The sequence below is a fragment of the Pseudomonas sp. RIT-PI-r genome (genome assembly GCF_001297015.1).
Taxonomy (GTDB): domain Bacteria; phylum Pseudomonadota; class Gammaproteobacteria; order Pseudomonadales; family Pseudomonadaceae; genus Aquipseudomonas.
Genome location: NZ_LIGE01000047.1, coordinates 343,186 through 359,414 on the forward strand (window position 1 = coordinate 343,186; position 16,229 = coordinate 359,414).

General features: G+C 59.3%; 17 protein-coding genes. 9 read left to right on the top strand and 8 right to left on the bottom strand.

Annotation, left to right across the window (positions count from 1 at the left end; translation table 11 throughout):
• Positions 1-210 precede the first annotated feature (210 nt).
• From AK821_RS28925 to rlmF, 5 genes are all read left to right on the top strand, one after another.
• Positions 211-1,701, top strand: coding sequence for a leucyl aminopeptidase (locus AK821_RS28925; RefSeq protein ID WP_064393279.1), 1,491 nt, complete (start codon positions 211-213; stop codon positions 1,699-1,701).
• Between the two features lie 60 nt (positions 1,702-1,761).
• Complete coding sequence (locus tag AK821_RS28930) at positions 1,762-2,190, top strand: DNA polymerase III subunit chi (RefSeq protein ID WP_064393280.1); 429 nt, start codon at positions 1,762-1,764, stop codon at positions 2,188-2,190.
• An 8-nt stretch (positions 2,191-2,198) separates the two neighbouring features.
• Complete coding sequence (locus AK821_RS28935; protein WP_064393281.1) at positions 2,199-2,594, top strand: hypothetical protein; 396 nt, start codon at positions 2,199-2,201, stop codon at positions 2,592-2,594.
• Positions 2,595-2,787: 193 nt separating this feature from the next.
• The gene (locus tag AK821_RS28940; RefSeq protein WP_064393282.1) at positions 2,788-5,634 is read left to right on the top strand and encodes a valine--tRNA ligase; all 2,847 of its coding nucleotides are present in this window, start codon (positions 2,788-2,790) and stop codon (positions 5,632-5,634) included.
• Positions 5,635-5,867: 233 nt separating this feature from the next.
• Positions 5,868-6,887, top strand: coding sequence for a 23S rRNA (adenine(1618)-N(6))-methyltransferase RlmF (rlmF, locus tag AK821_RS28945; protein WP_064393283.1), 1,020 nt, complete (start codon positions 5,868-5,870; stop codon positions 6,885-6,887).
• A 197-nt stretch (positions 6,888-7,084) separates the two neighbouring features.
• Here the strand turns inward: rlmF and AK821_RS28950 are convergent, their stop codons facing one another.
• Positions 7,085-7,366 (bottom strand): HU family DNA-binding protein, encoded by a 282-nt coding sequence (locus tag AK821_RS28950; protein WP_003221909.1) that lies wholly within the window; start codon positions 7,364-7,366, stop codon positions 7,085-7,087.
• A 520-nt stretch (positions 7,367-7,886) separates the two neighbouring features.
• On the opposite strand from AK821_RS28950, the gene yejK reads away from it, so the two are divergent.
• Both yejK and AK821_RS28960 read left to right on the top strand, forming a co-directional pair.
• Positions 7,887-8,891 carry a nucleoid-associated protein YejK gene (gene yejK / locus AK821_RS28955; RefSeq protein WP_007909053.1) on the top strand — a complete coding sequence of 335 codons (1,005 nt, stop codon included), beginning with the start codon at positions 7,887-7,889 and terminating at the stop codon, positions 8,889-8,891.
• Entirely contained in the window at positions 8,891-9,241 is a 351-nt protein-coding gene (locus tag AK821_RS28960; RefSeq protein WP_064393284.1) for a glutaredoxin family protein, read from the top strand. Before yejK ends, AK821_RS28960 begins: the two co-directional genes overlap by 1 nt.
• 116 nt (positions 9,242-9,357) lie before the next feature.
• Here AK821_RS28960 and AK821_RS28965 read toward each other — a convergent pair whose 3' ends face one another.
• From AK821_RS28965 to AK821_RS28985, 5 genes are all read right to left on the bottom strand, one after another.
• Positions 9,358-10,293, bottom strand: coding sequence for a glutathione S-transferase family protein (locus AK821_RS28965; protein ID WP_064393285.1), 936 nt, complete (start codon positions 10,291-10,293; stop codon positions 9,358-9,360).
• Between the two features lie 84 nt (positions 10,294-10,377).
• Complete coding sequence (locus AK821_RS28970) at positions 10,378-10,680, bottom strand: GIY-YIG nuclease family protein (RefSeq protein WP_008083651.1); 303 nt, start codon at positions 10,678-10,680, stop codon at positions 10,378-10,380.
• 39 nt (positions 10,681-10,719) lie between these two features.
• On the bottom strand, positions 10,720-11,190 hold the full coding sequence (locus AK821_RS28975; protein WP_064393286.1) for a nuclear transport factor 2 family protein: 471 nt from the start codon (positions 11,188-11,190) through the stop codon (positions 10,720-10,722).
• Between the two features lie 192 nt (positions 11,191-11,382).
• A complete protein-coding gene (locus tag AK821_RS28980) occupies positions 11,383-12,687 on the bottom strand; it encodes a CynX/NimT family MFS transporter (protein ID WP_064393287.1) in 1,305 nt (434 codons plus the stop codon).
• Entirely contained in the window at positions 12,677-13,336 is a 660-nt protein-coding gene (locus AK821_RS28985) for a FadR/GntR family transcriptional regulator (RefSeq protein ID WP_064393288.1), read from the bottom strand. The genes AK821_RS28980 and AK821_RS28985 overlap by 11 nt, the downstream gene beginning before the upstream one ends.
• A gap of 166 nt (positions 13,337-13,502) precedes the next feature.
• Between AK821_RS28985 and AK821_RS28990 the strand changes: the two genes are divergently transcribed.
• On the top strand, positions 13,503-13,814 hold the full coding sequence (locus tag AK821_RS28990; protein ID WP_064393289.1) for a type II toxin-antitoxin system MqsR family toxin: 312 nt from the start codon (positions 13,503-13,505) through the stop codon (positions 13,812-13,814).
• Positions 13,811-14,299 (top strand): type II toxin-antitoxin system MqsA family antitoxin, encoded by a 489-nt coding sequence (locus AK821_RS28995; RefSeq protein ID WP_064393290.1) that lies wholly within the window; start codon positions 13,811-13,813, stop codon positions 14,297-14,299. Before AK821_RS28990 ends, AK821_RS28995 begins: the two co-directional genes overlap by 4 nt.
• 51 nt (positions 14,300-14,350) lie before the next feature.
• On the opposite strand, the gene AK821_RS29000 is transcribed toward AK821_RS28995, so the two are convergent.
• Both AK821_RS29000 and AK821_RS29005 read right to left on the bottom strand, forming a co-directional pair.
• The gene (locus tag AK821_RS29000; protein WP_038357653.1) at positions 14,351-15,115 is read right to left on the bottom strand and encodes an amino acid ABC transporter ATP-binding protein; all 765 of its coding nucleotides are present in this window, start codon (positions 15,113-15,115) and stop codon (positions 14,351-14,353) included.
• An 11-nt stretch (positions 15,116-15,126) separates the two neighbouring features.
• On the bottom strand, positions 15,127-16,221 hold the full coding sequence (locus AK821_RS29005; RefSeq protein WP_064393291.1) for an amino acid ABC transporter permease: 1,095 nt from the start codon (positions 16,219-16,221) through the stop codon (positions 15,127-15,129).
• Positions 16,222-16,229 lie beyond the last annotated feature (8 nt).

Here is a 16,229-nt window from a genome sequence, read left to right on the forward strand (position 1 = left end):
GCGGCCTGCGCCTTGCCTGGCTGGCTTTAAGACGACAACGCGGTGTGAAAACTAATTGAGAACGCCCCCTAGGGTTGTCAGGCGCAGGGAGCGAGGTTCAAACTGCGGCCCTTGTCGCAGGCTTTGGCCTGCGCCTCTTCTATCTATAAGCAGGCGACTGCGGACACCGTCGAACGCCTGCGTGTTGACCATTCATTCAGGGATCCGGACATGGAACTGGTTGTAAAAAGCGTTAGCCCAGAAACGTTGAAAACCGCCACCCTGGTGGTTGCTGTCGGCGAAGGCCGCAAACTCGGCGTCGCCGCCAAACAAGTCGACGAACTCAGCGGCGGCGCGATCAGCGCCGTCCTCAAGCGTGGCGATCTGGCCGGCAAGGTCGGTCAAAGCCTGCTGCTGCACAGCCTGCCGAACCTCAAAGCCGAGCGCGTGCTGCTGGTCGGCGTGGGCAAGGAAGAAGAACTGGGCGACCGTCCGTTCCGCAAAATCGTCGCCGGCATCCTCAACACCCTGAAGGGTCTGGGCGGCAGCGACGCCGTGCTGGCGCTGGATGAAATCATTGTCAAGAACCGCGACAGCTACGGCAAAACCCGTCTGCTGGCGGAAACCCTGGTGGATGGCGAATACACCTTCGACCAGTTCAAGAGCCAGAAAGCCGAACCGCGCGCCCTGAAGAAAATCACCCTGCTGACCATCAAGGCTGCTCAGGCTGAAGTGCAGCGCGCGGTGAATCACGCCACCGCGATTGCCAACGGCATGGCCTTCACCCGCGATCTGGGCAACCTGCCGCCGAACATTTGCCATCCGACGTTCCTTGGCGAACAAGCGAAGAACCTCGGCAAAGAGTTCAAGGATCTGAAAGTCGAAGTCCTCGACGAGAAGAAGATCAAAGCGCTGGGCATGGGCTCGTTCTACGCCGTCGGCCAAGGCAGCGAGCAGCCGCCGCGCCTGATCGTCATGCAATACAACGGTGGCAAGAAATCCGAGAAGCCGTACGCCCTCGTCGGTAAAGGCATCACCTTCGACACCGGCGGCATCAGCCTGAAGCCGGGCGCCGGCATGGACGAAATGAAGTACGACATGGGCGGCGCGGCCTCCGTGTTCGGCACCCTGCGTGCGGTGCTTGAGCTGAAACTGCCGATCAACCTGGTATGCATCCTCGCCTGCGCGGAAAACATGCCGAGCGGCAATGCGACCCGTCCGGGTGACATCGTCACCACCATGAGCGGCCAGACCGTGGAAATCCTCAACACCGACGCCGAAGGCCGTCTGGTGCTGTGCGATGCGCTGACCTACTCCGAGCGCTTCAAGCCACAAGCAGTGATCGACATCGCCACCCTGACCGGCGCTTGCGTCGTTGCACTGGGAGCGCACACCTCGGGCCTGCTGGGCAACAACGACGAACTGATCGACCAACTGCTGAGCGCCGGCAAAGCCGCTGACGACCGCGCCTGGCAATTGCCGCTGTTCGACGAATACCAGGAGCAACTGGACAGCCCGTTCGCCGACATCGCCAACATTGGCGGGCCGAAAGCCGGCACCATCACTGCCGCGTGCTTCCTGTCGCGCTTCACCAAGAACCTCAACTGGGCGCACCTGGACATCGCGGGCACCGCATGGACCAGCGGTGGCAAGGACAAGGGCGCAACCGGCCGTCCGGTGCCTCTGCTGACCCAGTACCTGCTGGATCGCGCCAAAGCCTGAAACCGATGACTTGCGGCGGCGTTACTCTCCTGTAGCGCCGCTGGCAACTCAGGAACCGCAATGACCAAAGTCGACTTCTATATCCTGCCCAGCGCCGATCCTTCGGCTCGTCTGGATTTTGCCTGCAAGCTCACCGAAAAAGCCTGGCGCATGGGTCACCGCATCTACCTGCACTGCAGCGACGCAGCCCAGCGTGACGATCTCGATGCGCGATTGTGGGCATTCAAGGGTGAAACCTTCGTTCCCCATGGCCCGGCTGACAGCGAACCCGATGGCCTGATCGTTCTGGGCGTGGGTGATGACTGCGGTCAACACCAGGATTTGCTGGTCAATCTCGACCTGAAAGTCCCGGCATTCGCCAATAAATTCGCCCGTGTGGCGGAAGTGGTGGTCGAAGACCCGACGATTCGAGCCGCTGCGCGGGACAGTTTCCGTTTCTACCGCGAACAGGGCTATCCTCTGCAAGATCACCGTTTACAGCGACTCTGAGCATTCCAATGGACACTCCGAAACCGCAGCAAAAATCCGCACATCTGCTGGACGATCTCGAATCGATCCGCCAGTTGCTCGGCGATGACAACCTGCAACCGCCACTGCTGACCGATACGGTCGACGACGGTGAGCAGGAACAGATTCCGATGTTGTTCGATTCTGTCGGCAGCGAGCCGCCGGCCGTCGAATCAGCACCTGCGCCAGCGCCAACAGCTGCCGCACAACCTGCCGCGCCGGTGGATAAAGGCCCGGACGCCTTGCTTCATCTCGACAGCGAACTGCGCGCCGCCGCGCAATTGATCATGCAAGACGTGATCGACGACTTCGCCCCGCACATCGAGACCGAAATCAAACGCCGCCTCGATGCTCGGATGGAACGGCTGCTCAGCCAGTACGAATAACGCACCCCGAGTAGGAGCTGCCGAAGGCTGCGATCTTTTGACCTTTGTTTCTTAAAACAAGATCAAAAGATCGCAGCCTTCGGCAGCTCCTACATTTAAATCCCCTCCGGGCCCGCCCCGCTCGCCCTCGGCCCCATGCCCCGCTATACTCGTCGGCTTTTCCTGAATTAATGCCAATAGGGTCCCGCCGCGCATGGATAAGACCTACCAGCCGCACGCCATTGAAACTTCCTGGTACAACACCTGGGAGTCCGAGAACTACTTCGCCCCGCAAGGCGCGGGCGACTCCTACACCATCATGATCCCGCCGCCGAACGTCACCGGTAGCCTGCACATGGGTCACGGTTTCAACAACGCGATCATGGACGCGCTGATCCGTTTCCGCCGCATGCAGGGTCGCAACACCCTCTGGCAGCCGGGTACCGACCACGCCGGTATCGCCACGCAGATGCTGGTGGAGCGTCAACTCGAAGCCCAGGGCCAGAATCGCCACGATCTGGGCCGCGAAAAATTCCTCGAGAAAGTCTGGGAGTGGAAGGATCAGTCCGGCGGCAACATCAGCCGTCAGATCCGCCGCCTCGGCTCGTCCGTTGACTGGAGCCGCGAGCGCTTCACCATGGACGACGGCCTCTCGGAAGCGGTCAAAGAAGCGTTCGTGCGCCTGCACGAAGACGGTCTGATCTATCGCGGCAAGCGTCTGGTCAACTGGGACACCAAACTGCACACGGCGATTTCCGACCTCGAAGTGGAAAACCACGACGAAAAAGGCTTCCTGTGGAACCTGAAGTACCCGCTGGCCGACGGCGTGAAAACCGCTGAAGGCAACGACTTCCTGATCGTCGCGACTACCCGTCCGGAAACCATGCTCGGCGACTCCGCCGTCGCGGTTAACCCGAACGACGAGCGCTACCAAGCCCTGATCGGCAAGTTTGTCGAGCTGCCACTGGTTGGCCGCCGCATCCCGATCATTGCCGACGACTACTGCGATCCTGAATTCGGCACCGGCTGCGTGAAAATCACCCCGGCCCACGATTTCAACGACTACGAAGTCGGCAAGCGCCACAACCTGCCGCTGCTGAACATCTTCGACAAGAACGCCAACGTGCTGCCGGCAGCCCAGGTGTTCAACCTCGACGGCACGCTGAACGACAGCATCGATGGCGCGATTCCGGCTGAATACGCCGGCCTTGAGCGTTTTGAAGCGCGTAAGCAGATCGTCGCTGCGTTCGACGCCGCCGGCCTGCTGGTCAGCGTCAACGACCACGGCCTGAAAGTGCCGAAAGGCGACCGCTCCGGCACCATCATCGAGCCGTGGCTGACCGACCAGTGGTACGTATCGACCAAGCCTTTGGCCGAGCCTGCGATTGCCGCCGTTGAAGACGGTCGTATCCAGTTCGTGCCCAAGCAGTACGAAAACATGTACTTCTCGTGGATGCGCGACATCCAGGACTGGTGCATCAGCCGTCAGCTGTGGTGGGGCCACCGGATTCCGGCCTGGTACGACGAGTCGGGCAAGGTCTATGTCGGTCGCGACGAAGCCGAAGTGCGTGCCAAGCACAACCTCGGCCCGGACGTGGCGCTGCAGCAAGACAACGACGTACTCGACACCTGGTTCAGTTCCGGCCTGTGGACCTTCTCCACCCTTGGCTGGCCGGAAAAAACCGAATTCCTGAAGAAATTCCACTCCACCGACGTACTGGTGACGGGCTTCGACATCATTTTCTTCTGGGTTGCCCGGATGATCATGCTGACCATGCACCTGATCAAGAACGAGGACGGCACCCCGCAGGTGCCGTTCAAGACCGTTTATGTGCACGGTCTGGTGCGTGATGGCCAAGGCCAGAAAATGTCCAAGTCCAAGGGCAACGTCCTTGACCCGCTGGACATCATCGACGGTATCGAGCTGGAAGAACTGGTGCAGAAACGCACCTCAGGCCTGATGCAGCCGAAACTGGCGAAGAAAATCGAGAAGCAGACCCGCGACGAGTTTGCCGACGGTATCGCCAGCTATGGCACCGACGCCCTGCGCTTCACCTTCTGCTCGCTGGCTTCGACCGGTCGCGACATCAAGTTCGACATGGGCCGCGTTGAAGGCTATCGCAACTTCTGCAACAAGATCTGGAACGCCGCACGTTACGTTCTGGACAAGGGCGAAGACTGCGGCCAGAACGGCGAAGCCTACGAGCTGTCGCTGGCGGATCGCTGGATCATTTCGCAGCTGCAACGCACCGAAGCCGAAGTGACCCGTCAGTTGGATCAGTTCCGTTTCGACCTTGCCGCGCAAGCGCTGTACGAGTTCATCTGGAACCAGTACTGCGACTGGTACCTGGAATTGTCCAAGCCAGTGCTGTGGGACGAGAACGCCCCGGTTGAGCGTCAGCGCGGCACTCGCCGTACGCTGGTGCGGGTACTGGAAGTGGCGCTGCGCCTGGCGCATCCGTTCATGCCGTTCATCACTGAAGAAATCTGGCAGCGCATCGCGCCGCTGGCCGGCATTCAGGGCAAGACGATCATGCTGCAAGCGTGGCCAGTGGCCAACGAAGAACGCATCGATCCGGCCGCCGAAAATGACATCGAATGGCTCAAGGAACTGATGCTCGGCACGCGTAACATCCGTGGCGAAATGAACATCGGCCCGGGCAAACCTCTGCCGATCTACCTGAAGAACGTCAGCGCTGAAGACCAGCGCCGTCTGACCGAGAACGAAGCGCTGCTGAAGAAACTGGCGCGTCTGGAATCGATCACTGTTCTGGCAGCAGGCGAAGAAGCACCGCTGTCCGCGACCGCGCTGGTTGGCGAGATGGAAGTGCTGGTGCCGATGGCCGGTCTGATCGACAAGGGCGCTGAGCTCGCGCGCCTGGACAAGGAAATCCTGCGTCTGCAGGGTGAAGTCCAGCGCGTTGGCGGCAAACTGTCCAACGCCGGTTTCGTTGACAAGGCCCCGCCTGAAGTCATCGAGAAAGAACGCGCCAAACTGGCCGAGGCTGAACAGGCCCTGGGCAAACTGGCCGAGCAGCATGCGCGGATTGCCAGCCTGTAAGGGCAAATCGCAATGAAAAAGGGAGGCCCGGGTGGCCTCCCTTTTTTATTCCTGCAATAAACACGAATCCCTTGTAGGCCTTCGCCTGCTCGCGATGACGGAGTGCCAGTCGACAAATATTCTGGCTAATCCACCGCAATCGCGAGCAGGCTCACTCCTACAATTGGTCGGTGTTGCCTTTAGATGTGGGACAATACCCGCCACTTTCAGCCATACCCGAATCGACCACGCCCATGAACGCCCCCCGCACACCCAAACCTGCGCGCAAGAAGCCTGACTCCGCGACCCCGGCCAAAGCCGTTGCACCGCGCGAAAAGGCCAGCCTGCACCCGCGCAATCGCCATCAGGGTCGTTATGACTTCCCGGCGCTGATCAAGACCACGCCGGAACTGGCGAAGTTTGTGATCACCAACCCGTACGGCAAGGAAAGCATCGACTTCGCCAGCCCCGATGCGGTGCGCGTGTTCAATCGGGCGCTGCTCAAGTCGTTTTATGGCATCCAGCATTGGGACATCCCGGCGGATTACCTCTGCCCGCCTGTGCCGGGCCGTGCCGATTACGTGCACTTCCTCGCGGATTTGCTGGCGAGCATGAACGACGGCAAGGTCCCGCGCGGCGCCATCGTCAACGGGCTGGACATCGGCATGGGCGCCAACTGCGTGTATCCGCTGATCGGTAACAGCGAATACCGTTGGCACTTCCTCGGTTCGGAGATCGACCCGACGGCCGTGGCTGCTGCCAAGGCCATCGTTCAGTCCAACGACCTGAGCAAGGTCATCCAACTGCGCCAACAGGAAAACCGCAAGCACATCCTGATTGGCTTGCTGGAGCCAGGTGAGCGTTTCGACCTGACCATGTGCAACCCGCCGTTCCACGCCTCGATGGACGAAGCGACCAAGGGCAGCGAGCGCAAATGGCGCGCACTGGGCAAGGCTGATCCGAAACGTAAACTGCCGGTGCTGAACTTCGGCGGGCAGTCGGCGGAGTTGTGGTGTGAAGGCGGGGAAGCGCGTTTTGTGACGCAACTGATCGCCGAAAGCGCGAACTTCCAGCACAAAGTGTTGTGGTTCAGCACGCTGGTCTCGAAAGCCTCGAACCTGCCCGCCATTGAAACTGCGCTGAAGAAGGCTGGCGTACTGGAAAGCCAGGTTGTAGAGATGTCGCAGGGGCAGAAGCAGAGCCGCTTCGTGGCGTGGACGTTCCAGACCAAGTCCGAGCAGCAGATCTGGCGCCGCGAGCGCTGGACGCGCTGACACCTGCGTCGTTGCCCCCTGTAGGAGCTGCGGCACGCTGCGATCTTTTTTGATCTTGACCCTGAAGAGCCAGATCAAAAGATCGCAGCCTCGTTTCACTCCACAGCTCCTACAGGCGGCGTAACGCCTCGCCAAATCGCAGACACAAAAAAACCGTGCCCGGATCACTCCGGAGCACGGTTTTTTATTGCTGCGTCTTACTTGTTCACAGCGTCGGTCAGGCCTTTGGCCACAACCAGCTTGATCACTTTCTTCGCAGGGATTTCGATGGCAGCGCCAGTCGAAGGGTTACGGCCAGTGCGGGCAGGACGCTCGGTCACTTTCAGCTTGCCGATACCTGGCAAGGTGATTTCGCCGCCGTTTTCCAGCTGATCGGCAACGATTTGGCCCAGTTGGTCCAGAGCGTTACGCGCGGTGGTTTTCGGCGCGTCGATAGCTTCAGCGATGTCGGCGATCAGTTGGTCTTTAGTAAGAGCCATGTAGTGTTCCTTCCCTATCAAATTCATATGGATTGCAGAGTGCAGTGTCAGCCATCGAGCCCGATCTTCTGGATCTGGCACCCTCGGCGATAACCACGACGAGTCGGGTTATAGATGCCGAAATCAGGGTTTGGTTCGACCTGACAAATGCTGATTGCACGCTTAACGCAGTGACTTCGCGTAAGACCGGGCAAAACTAGCACAGAGACGGGGAAATATCCGCCTCTAGCTACCCATTTGGTCAGCTTTATTGCTCTAAATCGGTAAAAAACTGCATAAGCCCGGCAGCACGACCCGGTTTTGCCCTACAACCCCCCGTTTATACTGCCGTCGACACAGTTTCCCGGTTATGCAGGAGCTGCCGAAGGCTGCGATCTTTTGATTTGGCTTTTGAAAAAAACAAGATCAAAAGATCGCAGCCTTCGGCGGCTCCTACAGAGAGTCTCGACCGGAGATTCGGGTACACTTAGCGCTTTTTCGGGGGAGCCTGCCCTCCTCCCTTCCAACAGCCGAGAAGCCCATGCCGATCCGTCATTGCATCGTCCACCTGATCGACAAAAAACCCGACGGCACGCCCGCAGTTCTGCACGCCCGTGACACGGAACTGGCCGAGTCTGCAGCCATCGAGAACATGCTCGCCGACCTCAACGAGAGCTATAACGCCAAACAGGGCAAAGCCTGGGGTCTGTTCCATCCGGAATCCGGTGCGTTCCCGTTCAGTGGCTGGCTGAAGGAATACATGGAAGGCGGCAAGGACTTCACCGCGTTCAGCAAAGTCGCGGTCGAGCATTTGCAAAAGCTGATGGAAGAATCGAACCTGTCGGTCGGCGGCCACGTGCTGTTCGCCCACTATCAGCAAGGCATGACCGATTACCTGGCGATCGCCCTGCTGCACCACAGCGAAGGCGTGGCGGTGACCGATGAGCTGGACGTGACCCCGTCGCGCCACCTCGACCTCGGTCAGTTGCACTTGGCGGCGCGCATCAACGTCTCCGAGTGGCAGAACAACAAGCAGTCCAAGCAGTACATCTCGTTCATCAAGGGCAAGAACGGCAAGAAGGTTTCGGAATACTTCCGTGACTTCATCGGTTGCCAGGAAGGCGTCGACGGCCCGGGCGAGACGCGCACGCTGCTCAAGGCCTTCAGCGACTTCGTCGAGAGCGAGGACTTGCCGGAAGAATCCGCCCGCGAGAAGACCAAGACCCTGGTCGATTACGCCAGCAGCCAGGCCAAACTCGGCGAACCCATGGGCCTGGAAGAACTCTCCGAGCTGATCGACGAAGAGCGCCCGAAAGCCTTCTACGATCACATCCGCAACAAGGATTACGGCCTGTCGCCAGAGATTCCGGCGGACAAACGCACCTTGAATCAATTCCGCCGCTTCACTGGCCGTGCCGAGGGCCTGTCGATCAGTTTTGAAGCGCACCTGCTGGGCTCGAAGATCGAGTACGACGAAGAAGCCGGCACCTTGGTGATCAAGGGCCTGCCGACCTCGCTCACCGATCAGCTGAAGCGCCGTAACTGATGCTCGGCAATGTGCTGAAGAAGGTTGCGCTGGTTCTGCTGGTGGTCGTGGTTTATCAGAACTGGGGCAAGATCGAGCGGGTGTTCAATCCGTCGCAAATGGTCTCGGAGCAGACACGGGCGCAAGCCAATGTCGTGCTCTACGCCACCGACTGGTGCGGCTACTGCAAGCAGACCAAACGCTTTCTCGACAGCAAGGGAATTCCCTTCAAGGAGTTCGATATCGAGAAGGATGCCGAGGCGCGCAAGGCGTATGAGGCATTGGGTGGACGCGGGATTCCGTTGATTGATGTCAACGGCACGTTGATTCGCGGGTTTGACCCGAACGAAATCCTCGCAGCCCTGAAATAACCTGTAGGAGTGAGCCTGCTCGCGATAGCGGTGTGTCAGTCGATAAATCCGCCGATTGACACACCGCTATCGCGAGCAGGCTCACTCCTACAAAGTTTTGCTACAGACTTGAGAGATCAGCGGGCTTCGATGCGGAAACCAAAGCGCGGGAAGTGCACATGCACCACACCGCCACGCTCGTCTTCGCGACGAATGATCAACTCTTCGCTACCGGCAAACAACAACTCACCCACCACCGGATCAACCCCGTAATCCGTCGCCGAGATTGCCACCTGCTGGCCAGCCTTGAAGCCGTTCGGGTCAACGAACTGCTCATCCGGCAAATCTGCCGGCGTCGCGCTACGAGCAACTTCCAGTGCTTCCTCAGAGGTCATCGCGCTCGCCGCGCCATGGCCAAAGCCCAGCACTCGACCCAACCACGCCGAAACGGCCGGATACTCATCCACCAGCGGCGCCGTGACGTGAGTCGCCTTGAGGAACCACATTGGATGCGCCAGTGCGAAGTCGGCAATCGACGGCTCACCGAACAGGAAGTCACCCTGCTCGCGCTGCAATTGCTGCTCCAGCCGCGCCATGATCGTCGGCCACTGATGCTTGGCCTGTTCGGCGGATAAACGCGTGGCACTGCCACCCGAGAACAGACCTGCACGGTCGGCGATAAACGCCTTGATCGCTTCCGGTGGCAGCTTGGCGAAACGCACAGCCACCGATTCCGGCTGGAATACCAGACTTACGGCATGCTGGAACACCACCGAATCAACCCAGGTGGCGAAACTCGCGGTGGTCATTTCCTGACCTTCAGGAAAGAAGCTCGGCAGGGCTTTTTCCTGCTCCAATCGACGGGCGATCAGCGAAGTGTCGCAATAGATGTCTGCGCCGATTTGCAGCACCGGAGTCTTGCGATAACCGCCGGTCAGGGCGGTCAGATCAGGTTTCGGCATCACTGGCGAAATGTGTACCGAGCGCCACGACAAGCCTTTGAAGCCCAGTAGCAGGCGGGCCTTCTCGGCAAATGGAGAGGTCGGGTAATGATGCAGAATCAACTCGGACATGCTCGGCTCCGCCGCTCAGATAGTGAGCTGGCAGCTTAGCGTGCATTTGCTTAGCAGCCTACAGATCTGGCTGATGGGAACCAATCAGTCAGATTGATAAGACGCGACCAGACATTCCTTGGCACTCTTGCGCAACTTTTTGATCAGCCGTTCCTGGCGCAACGCATCACTTTTGTCGCGGCACAGTTCAGTGTAAACCAATGCCATGGCCGGGCTGGAGAGGAAGAACCGTGCGCCTTTGCCACTTTGATGCTTGGCGAAACGACGCACCGGATCGTCGCTGATCCCGCAATACAACGAACCATTGGCAGCGCGAACGAGGTAGACGAACCAGGATTTGCTCACCGGCTCGGCAACATCGACAGATTTTTCGCTAAGGCTGGTCACTTCGGGATCAGAACGTGTAGGAAACAGGCGGCGATCTTATCAGCGACTGGCCTGAAATGCCCTCAGTCCCTTCAACGCCTGCGCTCGCACGGCATTGCGTACCAGCGGCGTCCAGCCGAGCAGCAAGCCTTTGAACCCCAGTGCCTGACGGGACCAGCGCCACAGATCGAAGTGGTCGTGGTGCTCGCAGATCCTGCCGTCACGGAAGACGAAACGCGCCTGGATATCGTTGATGACGATGTTGCCGGTCTGGCTGAACAGGTAAGTCGCGACCCAATGCGCGCCGCCGCTGCGCTCGTCGGCGCGGACGTTGTCGAAGGTCAGCGAGAAATCCCTGGCCCGAGTGGTAAGCATGCGCCACATGTCGCCGGCATCGCGCCCGCGCAGTTCGCCAAAGGCCTGGTCGCTGAACACCACGTCGTCGGTATAGCACGCGGCCATGGCCTCGGCATCCAGACGCTGGAAGGCTTCGTAGAAGCGGGTGATCAACTCGGCGTGGACTTCACTCATGGGCAATCTCCAGATAGGTACAGATTGCCAGCACGATAATCTGCAATGGGCGGAAACACTATCGGCATTCGCCCACCGAATACGGCAACACACAAAACTCCTGTAGGAGCTGCGGCACGCTGCGATCTTTTGATGTTGATTTACCAAGGATAAAATTCAAAAGATCGCAGCGTGCCGCAGCTCCTACAGGGGTCAGATTCTTTCGCTCTGCACTTGCACGTACAGCGCACGCCCGGCTCCGAGGCCGGCGAGGATCGCACCTGTGCCAATGATGCCGAAGATCCAGCCCACCGCGTTCCAGCCGCCGGTCCAGTCATGCACCACGCCGACCGCGAACGGCCCCATCGACGCCAGCGTGTAACCGAAGCCCTGAGACATGCTCGACAGGTTCGCCGCAACATGGGAATCGCGCGAGCGCAACACGATCAGGGTCAATGCCAGACTGAACGTACCGCCCTGCCCCAGACCCAGCAGAATCGCCCAGCCCCACAAACCTTCGATCGGCGCATAGAGACAGCCGAACAGGCCACCGAGGGTCAACGCCATGACCACGACAATCGCCAGACGCTGATCCTTGCCACGGGTCGCCAGCCACGGCGCTGCCAGCGAACTGGCGAGCTGGATAATTACCGAACCGGACAACACCAGACCTGCCTGAGTCGGCGTCAATCCACGACCGATGAGGATCGACGGCAACCAGCCGAACACGATGTACGCCAGCGACGATTGCAGGCCCATGTACAAGGTCACCTGCCAGGCCAGCGGATCACGCAGCAAACCGCGCACGCGATAGGCGACATTGTGTGCGCCGTGTTTCTGGCCGACCTGCGGCAGCCAGAACAACGCCGCCACCAGCGCCGGGATGACCCAGAAGCCCAGGCCAATTGTCCAGTCGCCGCCAAAATGCTCGCTTAGAGGCACGCTCGTGCCCGCCGCCATTGCCGCGCCCAGGCACAGGGCCATGGTGTAGACGCCGGTCATGGTGCCGGCGTGTTTGGCGAAGTCGCGTTTGACGATGCCCGGCAGCAATACGCCGACGATGCCGATACTCGCGCCGCCCAGTACGCTGCCGGCGAACAGACCGATTTCACCAAAGCTGCTGCGCAAAATGATGCCGCCGGCCAGTGTCAGCAGAATCCCCAACACCACACGTTCAGCACCGAAACGCCGCGCCAGAATCGGCGCCAGCGGTGCGAACAAACCGAGGCACAGCACCGGCAGCGTGGTCAGCAATCCTGCCTGAGCCGCCGACAGACCGAGGCTTTTCGACACGTCGCTGAGCAGCGGCGCCATGCTCGACAGGGCCGGACGCAGGTTCAACGCGACCAGAATCAAGCCGAGCAGCAACAGCCAGGGCCGGCGCACCAGCGGATGGCTTTGTTGCACTTGCTCGTCATCGGCCTCGGCATCGATCAGCAGCTCTTCAAGCTCCGTTGTGCGTTTGGGGGTTGTGGATATCTCACTGCGGGACATGGATTTCTCGGTTTCAAGGTTCATTGATCAACTGCCTCGACAAGGCTTTGGCCCGCTCCGGGTCGCGTTGTTCGACCGCATCGAGCAACGCGATGTGCAGGTCGAACACTTCCTGACGGCGCGGGACGATGTTCAGGGTCTGGCGCAACTGCGCGCCGACGATGCTGGAGAAATAGCCGTACAGCTCGCTGAGGGCCGGGTTGTGCGCGGCGTCGACCAAGCGGCGGTGGAACACCAGATCGCAAGCGATGAAGGTGTCGAGGTCGCCGTGGTAGTGACTGCCGCTGGTGCCAAGGGCCTCGCGCAACGCAGCGAGGTCTTCGTCGGTACGCCGCAATGCCGCCAAACCGATGGCTTCGACTTCGAGGATGTGCCGGGTTTCACGCGCCTGATCCAGCGAGCAGCGCGACAGCGCCTTCAGCGTGTCGAGCGGATCGACCAGCGCGCGCAAATAACTGCCGTCGCCCTGACGAATCTCGATCAGCCCGGAAAACGCCAGCACCCGCATGGCTTCACGCACGGTGTTGCGGCTGATGCCCAGCTCAGCGCACAGCTCGGGTTCGGTCGGCAGACGCTCGCCGACTTGCCAGGTACCGCTGTTGATGCGCTGACGAAGTTGATCCAAGGCCTGATCGACCAGGGATCGTTTGATGAGTGGAGAAATGTCTGACATAGGATTCGCCCTTTCATCCAATCATAGGATGAATTTTCTGACATGTTAGTCAGACCCGTGTAGGACGGCAACCACCTAGGGTCAATCGGAGACCCATGAAGCGGTATTTTCGATTGGTCAAAATTACCCTTTAAGGGTAATTTCAGGGACAGGGTTTTGGTTTCTTATGGAAAAGAACACACCCCATTATGAGCTGGCGGTGATAAAGGCTGAGGTGAGGCGGTTAGGTCAAAAAGCTTTCACCAAAGCTTCGGTCAAATCAGCGGAGAAGCTCGGCTTCAACCTCAGCGAAATGCTAGAGATCGTTTTCGAGCTAAAAACCAGGATGTTGTACAAATCGATGACTACTTATGACGATCATCGAATCTGGCAAGACGTGTATCACATCAATTCACGAGATCAGGAGATTTACATCAAGGTGACCTACCGCCCCGGCGGCAGCCCACCGGTAATCTCCTTCAAGGAGAAGAACCCATGAAAACCCAGCAATGTGTCAGCTGCGGTGCACGTGAGGGAATGAGGCATTTCCAGGGTCGCGGAGAAACCCTGAGTGTCAAAGGCATGGAGCGCCGTGTAGACGATCTATCTGGTTGGGAGTGCCAGAAGTGCGGTGAAGTGGAATGGGATTTCGACACCGATAGTGCTGAGCGTTATTGTGATGCCGGTGACGAGCTGGTTCTCGCTGGCAGACAAATGATCGGCGCCGAGATGAAACGTATTCGACGCAAATTGCACCTGACGCAGAAAGAGACGGTACAACTGCTCTCTGGTGGCGGGCATAACGCATTCTCTCGCTACGAACGCGGCGAGTTACTTCCACCCAAAGCATTGGTGCTGCTGATGCGTCTATTGGATCGTCATCCCTACATGCTCGTCGATATCCAGACCTTGGCTGAAGGCGCAGACCTGCGAGGTTTCACGCACACCGTACACAAGGAACACGAAACCCTCAGCGTTTCCTGACTCCAAAAAACAAACCCGGCACAAGGCCGGGTTCGTTTTACTCACAAACCATCAATGCAAAATCTGACTCAAGAACAACTTCGTCCGCTCATTCTGCGGATTATCGAAGAAGTCATTCGGCGCCGCCTGTTCAACGATCTCACCCTTGTCCATGAAGATCACGCGGTTGGCCACGGTGCGGGCAAAGCCCATTTCGTGGGTTACGCAGAGCATGGTCATGCCGTCTTCAGCCAGACCGATCATGGTGTCCAGAACCTCTTTCACCATCTCCGGATCAAGCGCTGAAGTCGGTTCATCGAACAGCATGATTTTCGGTTTCATGCACAGCGCGCGGGCGATCGCCACACGCTGTTGCTGACCGCCGGACAGTTGCCCCGGAAACTTGTGCGCCTGCTCCGGAATGCGTACGCGTTCCAGGTAATGCATGGCAATTTCCTCGGCCTTGCGCTTGGGCATCTTGCGTACCCACATCGGCGCCAGGGTGCAGTTCTGCAAAATGGTCAGGTGCGGGAACAGGTTGAAGTGCTGGAACACCATGCCGACTTCGCGGCGGATCGCTTCGATCTGCTTGAGGTCGTTGGTCAGTTCCACGCCGTCGACGACGATGCGGCCCTGCTGGTGTTCTTCCAGACGATTGAGGCAGCGAATCGTCGTCGATTTACCGGAACCCGACGGGCCGCACAGGACGATACGCTCGCCCTGTTTGACGTTGAGGTTGATGTCTTTGAGCACGTGGAACTGGCCGTACCACTTGTTGACGCCCTGCATCTGAATAATGCCTTCAGGACCTGCAGGCTTTTTGATTGCTTCACTCATTTACACAACTCCTAACGCTTGTGGCCAGTGTCGAGCTTGCGTTCCAGATGCATGGAATAGCGCGACATACCAAAACAGAAAATCCAGAACACCAGGGCGGCGAACACGTAGCCTTCGGTGGCCATGCCCAGCCATTTCGGATCGGCAGCGGCTTGCTTGACGCTGTTGAGCAGGTCAAAGAGGCCGATGATGATCACCAGACTGGTGTCCTTGAACAGCGCAATGAAGGTGTTGACGATGCCGGGGATCACCAGCTTCAGGGCTTGCGGCAGAATCACCAGGCCCATCGAACGCCAGTAACCGAGGCCCATCGCCGCAGCCGCTTCGTACTGACCTTTGGGGATCGCTTGCAGACCGCCGCGCACCACCTCAGCCACATAGGCCGACTGGAACAGGATCACGCCGATCAGCGCCCGTAGCAGTTTGTCGAAGTTCATGCCCTCAGGCAGGAACAACGGCAGCATCACCGAAGACATGAACAGCACGGTGATCAACGGCACGCCGCGCCAGAACTCGATGAAGGTCACGCAGACCACACGAATCGCCGGCATGTTCGAGCGTCGCCCCAGCGCCAGCACAATCCCCAACGGCAAGGCACCGGCGATGCCGACGGTGGCGATCACCAGGGTCAGCATCAGGCCGCCCCACTGGCTGGTCGCCACGTTGGTCAGACCGAACCCGCCATGCAGCAAGGTGAAGGCAATGATCGGGTACAGCACCAGAAAGCTCAGCCCGTAGATCGCTTTGTGCGGCACACGCGCGATGAACAATGGCGCCGCGCCGATCACCGCCAGCCACACGGTCAGGTCGACGCGCCAGCGCAGTTCCGGCGGGTAGTAGCCGTACATGAACTGGCCGAAACGCTGCTGAATGAACACCCAGCAGGCGCCGTCCTTGGTGCAGTCGGCGCGAGTGGTACCGACCCAGTTGGCATCAATGATTGCCCAACTGAGGATCGGTGGCACGACGAGGTAGATCAGGTAGAACGCAAACAGGGTCAGCAGGGTGTTGAGCCAGCTGGAGAACATGTTCGCGCGCATCCACGCCACCACGCCGATGCTGCTGTTGGGTGGAGGCATGTCGGGTTTGAAAGTATGAGTACTCATGCGCTTTT

Excerpts from the sequence above, each read along its gene's own strand:
- AK821_RS28995 (WP_064393290.1), top strand. The coding sequence starts at position 13,811 with ATGAAAACCCAGCAATGTGTCAGCTGCGGTGCACGTGAGGGAATGAGG.
- AK821_RS28950 (WP_003221909.1), bottom strand. The coding sequence starts at position 7,366 with ATGGCTCTTACTAAAGACCAACTGATCGCCGACATCGCTGAAGCTATC.
- AK821_RS28935 (WP_064393281.1), top strand. The coding sequence starts at position 2,199 with ATGGACACTCCGAAACCGCAGCAAAAATCCGCACATCTGCTGGACGAT.
- AK821_RS29000 (WP_038357653.1), bottom strand. The coding sequence starts at position 15,115 with ATGAGTGAAGCAATCAAAAAGCCTGCAGGTCCTGAAGGCATTATTCAG.
- AK821_RS28965 (WP_064393285.1), bottom strand. The coding sequence starts at position 10,293 with ATGTCCGAGTTGATTCTGCATCATTACCCGACCTCTCCATTTGCCGAG.
- AK821_RS28985 (WP_064393288.1), bottom strand. The coding sequence starts at position 13,336 with ATGTCAGACATTTCTCCACTCATCAAACGATCCCTGGTCGATCAGGCC.
- AK821_RS29005 (WP_064393291.1), bottom strand. The coding sequence starts at position 16,221 with ATGAGTACTCATACTTTCAAACCCGACATGCCTCCACCCAACAGCAGC.
- AK821_RS28940 (WP_064393282.1), top strand. The coding sequence starts at position 2,788 with ATGGATAAGACCTACCAGCCGCACGCCATTGAAACTTCCTGGTACAAC.
- AK821_RS28980 (WP_064393287.1), bottom strand. The coding sequence starts at position 12,687 with ATGAACCTTGAAACCGAGAAATCCATGTCCCGCAGTGAGATATCCACA.
- AK821_RS28960 (WP_064393284.1), top strand. The coding sequence starts at position 8,891 with ATGCTCGGCAATGTGCTGAAGAAGGTTGCGCTGGTTCTGCTGGTGGTC.
- AK821_RS28990 (WP_064393289.1), top strand. The coding sequence starts at position 13,503 with ATGGAAAAGAACACACCCCATTATGAGCTGGCGGTGATAAAGGCTGAG.
- AK821_RS28925 (WP_064393279.1), top strand. The coding sequence starts at position 211 with ATGGAACTGGTTGTAAAAAGCGTTAGCCCAGAAACGTTGAAAACCGCC.
- rlmF (WP_064393283.1), top strand. The coding sequence starts at position 5,868 with ATGAACGCCCCCCGCACACCCAAACCTGCGCGCAAGAAGCCTGACTCC.
- yejK (WP_007909053.1), top strand. The coding sequence starts at position 7,887 with ATGCCGATCCGTCATTGCATCGTCCACCTGATCGACAAAAAACCCGAC.
- AK821_RS28975 (WP_064393286.1), bottom strand. The coding sequence starts at position 11,190 with ATGAGTGAAGTCCACGCCGAGTTGATCACCCGCTTCTACGAAGCCTTC.
- AK821_RS28930 (WP_064393280.1), top strand. The coding sequence starts at position 1,762 with ATGACCAAAGTCGACTTCTATATCCTGCCCAGCGCCGATCCTTCGGCT.